General features: G+C 47.5%; 4 protein-coding genes. All 4 read right to left on the bottom strand.

Features of this window, described 5'->3' with window-relative positions; translation table 11 throughout:
* Positions 1-293: 293 nt before the first annotated feature.
* The 4 genes from gcvP to ABL924_RS17185 are packed head-to-tail and all read right to left on the bottom strand — an operon-like array spanning position 294 to position 6,518.
* Entirely contained in the window at positions 294-3,191 is a 2,898-nt protein-coding gene (gcvP, locus tag ABL924_RS17200; protein WP_349028327.1) for an aminomethyl-transferring glycine dehydrogenase, read from the bottom strand.
* Positions 3,192-3,194: 3 nt separating this feature from the next.
* The gene (gene gcvT, locus ABL924_RS17195; RefSeq protein WP_349028326.1) at positions 3,195-4,277 is read right to left on the bottom strand and encodes a glycine cleavage system aminomethyltransferase GcvT; all 1,083 of its coding nucleotides are present in this window, start codon (positions 4,275-4,277) and stop codon (positions 3,195-3,197) included.
* Positions 4,278-4,325: 48 nt separating this feature from the next.
* The gene (locus ABL924_RS17190) at positions 4,326-5,549 is read right to left on the bottom strand and encodes an aminotransferase class I/II-fold pyridoxal phosphate-dependent enzyme (RefSeq protein ID WP_349028325.1); all 1,224 of its coding nucleotides are present in this window, start codon (positions 5,547-5,549) and stop codon (positions 4,326-4,328) included.
* Between the two features lie 18 nt (positions 5,550-5,567).
* Positions 5,568-6,518: an NAD-dependent epimerase/dehydratase family protein gene (locus tag ABL924_RS17185; protein WP_349028324.1), complete on the bottom strand. Its 951-nt coding sequence runs from the start codon at positions 6,516-6,518 to the stop codon at positions 5,568-5,570.
* Positions 6,519-6,831 lie beyond the last annotated feature (313 nt).

Below are 6,831 nucleotides of genomic sequence, written 5' to 3'. Positions count from 1 at the left end.
AATGCCAAGCCTTTATTCATAGGGTCGTTTATCCCAACTGCATGAACAATCGCTTGTGCCTTGCTCAATAGGATGTCGCCTTCGACTTTGTATATCATAGTTCCCCCATTTTTGACCTTACAGCCATACTCATTGACGTTTGAGTGCTGAACAAGCGAAAAGTATCAATTATTTTCGCTTATTTAATGTCCCGAACTTGTTGCCTAAAAAATTAACAATACACAACTAATGATGGCAGTAAAACAGTTGCGAGGTCATGGTAGATTTATTGTATCTATCGAAATTAGCTGATTTTATAACCCGTAATCCTCCAAGGGAGGGCAAGTGCAAACCACATGACGGTCACCATAAACGTTATCGATACGTCCAACCGGTGGCCAGTACTTATCGTCATGCTGATTGTTGTTAGGAAAAAAGGCCTGCTGCTTGGAATAGGGAAACCTCCATTCTTCAAACAATAAGCGGTGAGTATGCGGTGCATTGTGCAGCACGTTATTTTCGGGATCGGCGCTGCCATTTTCAATGGCAGAGATTTCCTGGCGGATAGCAATTAAAGCATCGCAAAAACGGTCGATTTCTACTTTATCCTCGCTTTCGGTGGGTTCGATCATCAGGGTGTCAGGTACGGGAAAGGCCACGGTGGGGGCATGGAAACCGAAATCAATCAGGCGCTTGGCGATGTCTTCCACGGTGATGTTACAGGTCTTCTTGAATTCACGGCAATCAATAATGCACTCATGGGCAACCCAGCCGTTTTTGCCAGTGTATAAAATAGGGTAATGGGATGCCAAGCGTTTGGCGATATAGTTAGCGTTTAATATCGCAGTCAATGTCGCCCGTTTTAGGCCGGCTGCGCCCATCATCGCAATATAAGCCCAAGAAATAGTGTAGATACTGGCAGAACCCCAAGGCGCGGCGGATACTGTGCCGATGGTGCCATGCTTGCCTTTAGCCGGATTCACGCCTTCCACCACGGGATGATCCGGCAGGAACGGCGCTAAATGCGCCCCTACACCAATCGGACCAACACCGGGGCCGCCACCGCCATGCGGGATACAGAATGTTTTATGCATATTAAGGTGGGCGACATCAGCACCGATTTTGCCGGGTCGGCTTAGTCCTACCAACGCATTAAAATTAGCGCCATCCAGATATACTTGGCCGCCGTGCTGATGAATGATATTGCAGATTTCCCTGAAAGTTAGTTCAAACACGCCGTGCGTGGAAGGATAAGTAATCATCAATGCCGCTAGCGTATCGTGATGTTCGGCGACTTTAGTACGCAAATCGTCCAGGCTAATATTGCCACAAGCATCACAAGCGACGACTACGACTTTAAGCCCCGCCATGACCGCGCTGGCAGGGTTAGTACCGTGCGCGGAAGCCGGAATCAGGCAGATTTTACGCTGCGACTGGCCGTTGACTTCATGATATTTGCGGATGACCAATAAGCCGGTGTATTCACCTTGTGATCCGGCATTTGGTTGTAGCGAGAAAGCGTCAAAGCCAGTCAAATCGCATAACATATCTTCCAATTCGGCAAACATCTGCTGATAGCCGTGGGTTTGATAGAGAGGTGCGAAAGGATGCAAGCCATTAAACTCATGATAAGAAATCGATTGCATTTCCGTCGCTGCATTGAGCTTCATGGTGCAGGATCCTAACGGTATCATAGCGCGGTCTAGCGCAATATCGCGCCGGGCTAACCTTCGCATATAGCGCATCATTTCCGTTTCGGAGTGGTAGCGTTCGAAAACAGGGTGCTGCAGGATGTTATCGGTACGCAATAAGCCATCAGGTACACATTCTTCTATGACTTCATTAAGTCGATTGATGTCAGGAAATTCTGACGCAGGTGTAACGAATACCTGCCACAATTCCCGCAGATTTTTTCGCGTTGTCGTCTCATCTAAAGAAATGCCGAGATGGTCATTATCAATAATGCGTAGATTGATATTGGCTTCTGCCGCTTGTGCCGCGAAACGTTTCGCACGGTTCGGGACTTTAACGATAATGGTATCGAAATAACACCGGCTAACGACTTCAAAGCCTAACTGTGAAATACCTGTCGCCAGAATTTGGGCATAACGATGCACCCTGCCAGCTATCAACCGTAAGCCTTCAGCACCGTGGTATATCCCATAGAATCCGGCGATGACCGCTAGGAGAACTTGGGATGTGCAAATATTGCTCGTAGCTTTATCACGGCGGATATGTTGTTCGCGGGTTTGCAGCGCCATACGGTAGGCAATTTGGCCATGAATGTCTTTTGACACACCGATAATCCGCCCTGGAACGGAACGCTTAAATTCATCCCGTGTCGCAAAAAATGCAGCATGTGGCCCACCGTATCCCATGGGAACACCAAAGCGCTGTGCGCTACCGACGGCTATATCAGCTCCGAATGCTCCCGGCGGCTTGAGCAAAACTAGGCTTAGGAGATCAGCCGCAACGGTCAGTAACGCTGACTTTTGATGTGCGATTACTGCGATTTCGCTCAGATCCCTGATTTCGCCTTTAGAGCCGGGATACTGTACCAAGACCGCAAAAAAATCATGTTGTTCCAAGTCGTTATATGGATCGGCTATGATGACTTCATAGCCTAAGGAATAGGAGCGGGTAAGAACAACAGCAATGGTTTGCGGGTGGCAATCCTGGTCGACAACTATCGCGTTGGCAGTGCTTTTGGATAAGCGCCTGGACATAGCCATGGCTTCCGCCGCAGCTGTAGCTTCATCAAGCAAGGATGCATTAGCGAGTTCCATGCCGCACAGGTCGATAATCATTTGCTGGAAGTTTAACAAGGCTTCCAGTCGTCCTTGGCTGACTTCCGCTTGGTACGGCGTATAAGCGGTATACCAGCCCGGATTTTCCAGGACATTGCGCTTGATGACAGCAGGCATAATGGTGCCGTGATAACCCATGCCGATCATCGAGGTAAAGACTTTATTGCGTTCGCGCGCTTTATGCATGTGTTTGATGACGGCACTTTCGCTAATCGTTTCCGTTAACTTAAGCGGCTCATGGTTAATTATGTCGTCGGGAAGGGCTTTTTCAATAATTTCTTCCAGGTCGGTCAAGCCCAGTTCGGTTAGCATTTCTTGCATTTGTTGCTTATTTGGGCCAATGTGACGGTGCATAAAATGACCGCGCATTTCCAACTGGTTCAAGCTAGTGCGTGTAGTGGGCATGAGTTATCTATGGTAGCGATGAGGAATGAAGGGTAATCGGGTAATGGTGGCCGCAACTTGATGATCCCGTACTTTTGCGTATAAACGGATGCCTAGGCCGGAATAATGCCGTTCTAGCAGCGCCATCGCAACAGGCTTGCCAAGACTTGGGGCGAAACTGCCACTGGTGACGTGGCCTATAATCTCGTCATTGTCGTTAAATACAGTACTGCCCTCACGTATCGGCTGTTTACTATCGACAATCAGGCCGACCCGTATTTTTTCAGGGCCTTGCTGTAATTGTCGGATAATGGTGTCAGCGCCGGGGAAACCGCTGTGGCCTTTTTTAATAATCCATGATAAACCTGCTTCTACCGGAGTGATGGTTTCGTTGAGTTCATGGCCATAAAGGCACAGACCCGCTTCCAATCTTAAGGTGTCCCTCGCCCCCAAGCCTATTGGAATAACATCTTTTTCCGCTAAGAGTAAGCGAGCTAGTGCTTCAGCGTGGTCGTTAGCAACGGAAATTTCAAAACCGTCTTCGCCAGTATAACCACATCGGCTGATAATGCATTTGATACCTTCCAGCTCAGTTTCATGGGCAGTCATAAATGCCAAATCGGCGTCGCTTACGGAGAATTTTCTGATGATTGTTGCCGCTATTGGCCCCTGTAAAGCAAATAGTGCCTGATCAGTGAACTCAACAAAATGACAGCGATTAGATAACTGGCTAGCTAAGTAGTGAAAATCCTTGTCTTTACAACTGGCATTGACCACAACCATCAACCCGAAATGGGTACGGGTAATGATGATGTCGTCAATGATGCCGCCTTCCTCGTTTGTCAATACGGTATATTTTTGTTGCCCGCGTTTTAGCCCAATAATATCGCTAGGAGTTAGTCGTTCCAGTTCATTAGCGGCCTCATCACCTGAAATCAGGCATTGCCCCATATGCGATATGTCGAAAAAACCAGCCTTACTCCTACAATGCAGGTGTTCGTGAATAATCCCTCCAGGATAATATATCGGCATGTGGTAACCGCCAAATGCGACCATTTTAGCGCCAAGTTCAAGATGAAGCTGATAGAGAAGAGTTTGCTTTAACATAGCTTTACGCTAACAGAAAATCTTATGATCCAATAACTCATAAACGTCCTAACCCTTAAAATCAGCCAGTTTGGCGAGCAAAAATTTTAAATCCTGTTCAGTATGGTCGGCGGAAATCTGCAACCTGATTTCCTGTTCGCCTTTGGGTACAACGGGATAATTCAATCCGGTTACCAGAATATTATGGGTAAACAAATGGGCGACCAAGGCTGATGTTTTATTGGTGTCCCTGACAAAAATCGGCACGATAGGGTGTTCGCCCGGCAAGGTTTCATAACCTAAGCGTTCCAGCCCAGCTCTTAGCAAAGTACTAAAACACCTCAGTTTTTCAAGTAGCCGCAACCCTTCATGGCTATCCAAAATGCTCAATGCACCTAAAGAGGCGGCGGCTTCAGCAGGTGTAATAGGATTCGAGTAAATATAAAACGGAGAAGTTTCACGCAAGTAATTTATCACCACCGGGCTGGCGACCACATAACCGCCATTAACGCCAAGCGACTTACCCAAAGTAGCAATCAGGATGTCCGCTTTTCCGCCTGTCACTTCTTCGGTACCGCGCCCGCTCCGGCCAAAAGCGCCTACGCCATGAGAATCGTCGACTATGCTGATAATCCCTTCTTCATAGCCTGCTTCATGTTGCTTACAGCAGGCATTAATCTTGTCTATCTGGGCATGATCGCCGCGCATACTGAAAATGCCATCCGTTACGACACATACCCGTTTGAACTGCCCTCTATTGGTTGCAAGAATCTTATCCAGCGCATCGATATTTGCATGGGCATAAACTTCTTTCTTGGCCGGAAGGGATAAACGGATAGCGTTAATGATACAACTATGGTTAAGCGCATCACTAACAACGAGGGTATCTTCTGATATAAATTGGGGCAGAACGCCCATCATCGTCGCATAGGCGGCACTGAATAGCATGGCCGATTCGCGTCCGTGGAACTCGGCAAGCCGCTTTTCCAGGTCTTTATGCGGTTGGTAAGTTCCGCTGATGAACCGCACCGCTCCGGGGCCGGTGCCATATTTTTCAACTGCTTCGGCTTCAGCTCTTATCACTAGAGGATGCAATGACAATCCTAGGTAAGAATTTGAATTCATTCGTAAGAAAGCCCTATCTCCGTAGCCTTCAAGCTTATAGCGGATGCCAAAGCCGTTTTCAGCAGGTTTGACCCCGATGACGGTTTTCTCGTTGCCTTTACGCATGCCTTGTTCTTCCAGGCTAATCAATTTGGCATTGAATAATTGTTCTACTTTATTAAGCGACATAAGTGGCTATCTCAATTTTTAGTTCAACTTGACGGTGACTTGTTCCAGCATATCCTTGACCATTGTGGCCTTATCATACTTCGCCTCCCAGCCCCATTCAGCGCGGGCGGCGCTATCATCCATATGCCGGGGCCAGGAGTCGGCAATCGCCTGACGGACTGGGTCAATTCGATAACTGATTTTAAAATCGGGTAGGTGTTTTTGTATTTCCGCTGCAAGTTGCTCGGGCGTAAAACTCATGGCTGTGATATTGAATGCGTTTCGATGTTTCAATCTTGCACTATCCGCTTCCATAAGTGTGATGGCGGCGTTAACCGCGTCCGGCATATACATCATGTCCAGTTGAGTATCGGCACGAAGAAAGCAATCATAATGACGATTTTTGACCGCCGCATAAAAAATATCGACCGCATAATCCGTCGTCCCCCCGCCCGGCAAGGCTTTGTTGGAGATCAGTCCCGGATACCGTAAACCGCGCGTATCGACACCATAACGATGAAAATAATAGTCGCAAAGCAATTCCCCAGACACCTTGGTTATGCCGTACAAAGACTTAGGCCGCTGAATAGTATCCTGTGGTGTATTGAAACCTGTTGTTTCGGGGCCGAACGCACCGATGGAACTTGGAAAAAATACGGCGCAACTGTGTGTTCTTGCGGTTTCGAGTACATTGATCAGGCCGTTCATATTAGTATCCCAAGCCTCAAGTGGTTGGGCTTCGGCCACAGCGGAAAGTAATGAGGCTAGATGAAAAATCGTATTGCAATGATAGCTTTCAACGATTTGATTAAGTGCTGAGGCATCGCGGATATCAAAGTGAAAATAGCGGCCCGTCTGTGTCAAATCCCCAGGTGGCTGGCTAGTATGCCCGGCAGCGGTCACATAAGCAGCGCCATATCCATTACGCAATGCCTGCGTCAACTCCACACCGATTTGACCGGTGGCGCCGGTTACTAAAATACTCTTCATCTAAATACTCTTCGCTTCTTATTGTTATTTTGACCTGCAGAAAATCTAAATCAGGCGCTAAGAAAGTTAATTTGGCTGAATTCACGGTAGAGCTAAATCTTGGCTAACTGATTCCTTAAGGACTATGACCCAAAATTTGAGGAATCGTTGCGATGCCCCTTAATGTTTATGATAATTATCTATGAAGGAGGCATTACGCTAACCTAAAGAAAACTATAGTGTTTGGGTTAAATCAGAGCCGCCCACTGAGCCTTAGTCGCCGGGAAACCTGCCAATGGTAAATTTTAGCGAGCAACGGACGAATCAAAGGCAG

Origin of the sequence: Methyloglobulus sp. (genome assembly GCF_040079455.1) — a bacterium.
Lineage (GTDB): Bacteria > Pseudomonadota > Gammaproteobacteria > Methylococcales > Methylomonadaceae > Methyloglobulus.
This window is presented reverse-complemented; position numbering and strand designations above follow the sequence as displayed.

What these genes read in the sequence shown, in the direction of transcription:
- gcvP (WP_349028327.1), bottom strand. Translation starts at nt 3,191, where the DNA reads ATGCCCACTACACGCACTAGCTTGAACCAGTTGGAAATGCGCGGTCAT.
- ABL924_RS17185 (WP_349028324.1), bottom strand. Translation starts at nt 6,518, where the DNA reads ATGAAGAGTATTTTAGTAACCGGCGCCACCGGTCAAATCGGTGTGGAG.
- ABL924_RS17190 (WP_349028325.1), bottom strand. Translation starts at nt 5,549, where the DNA reads ATGTCGCTTAATAAAGTAGAACAATTATTCAATGCCAAATTGATTAGC.
- gcvT (WP_349028326.1), bottom strand. Translation starts at nt 4,277, where the DNA reads ATGTTAAAGCAAACTCTTCTCTATCAGCTTCATCTTGAACTTGGCGCT.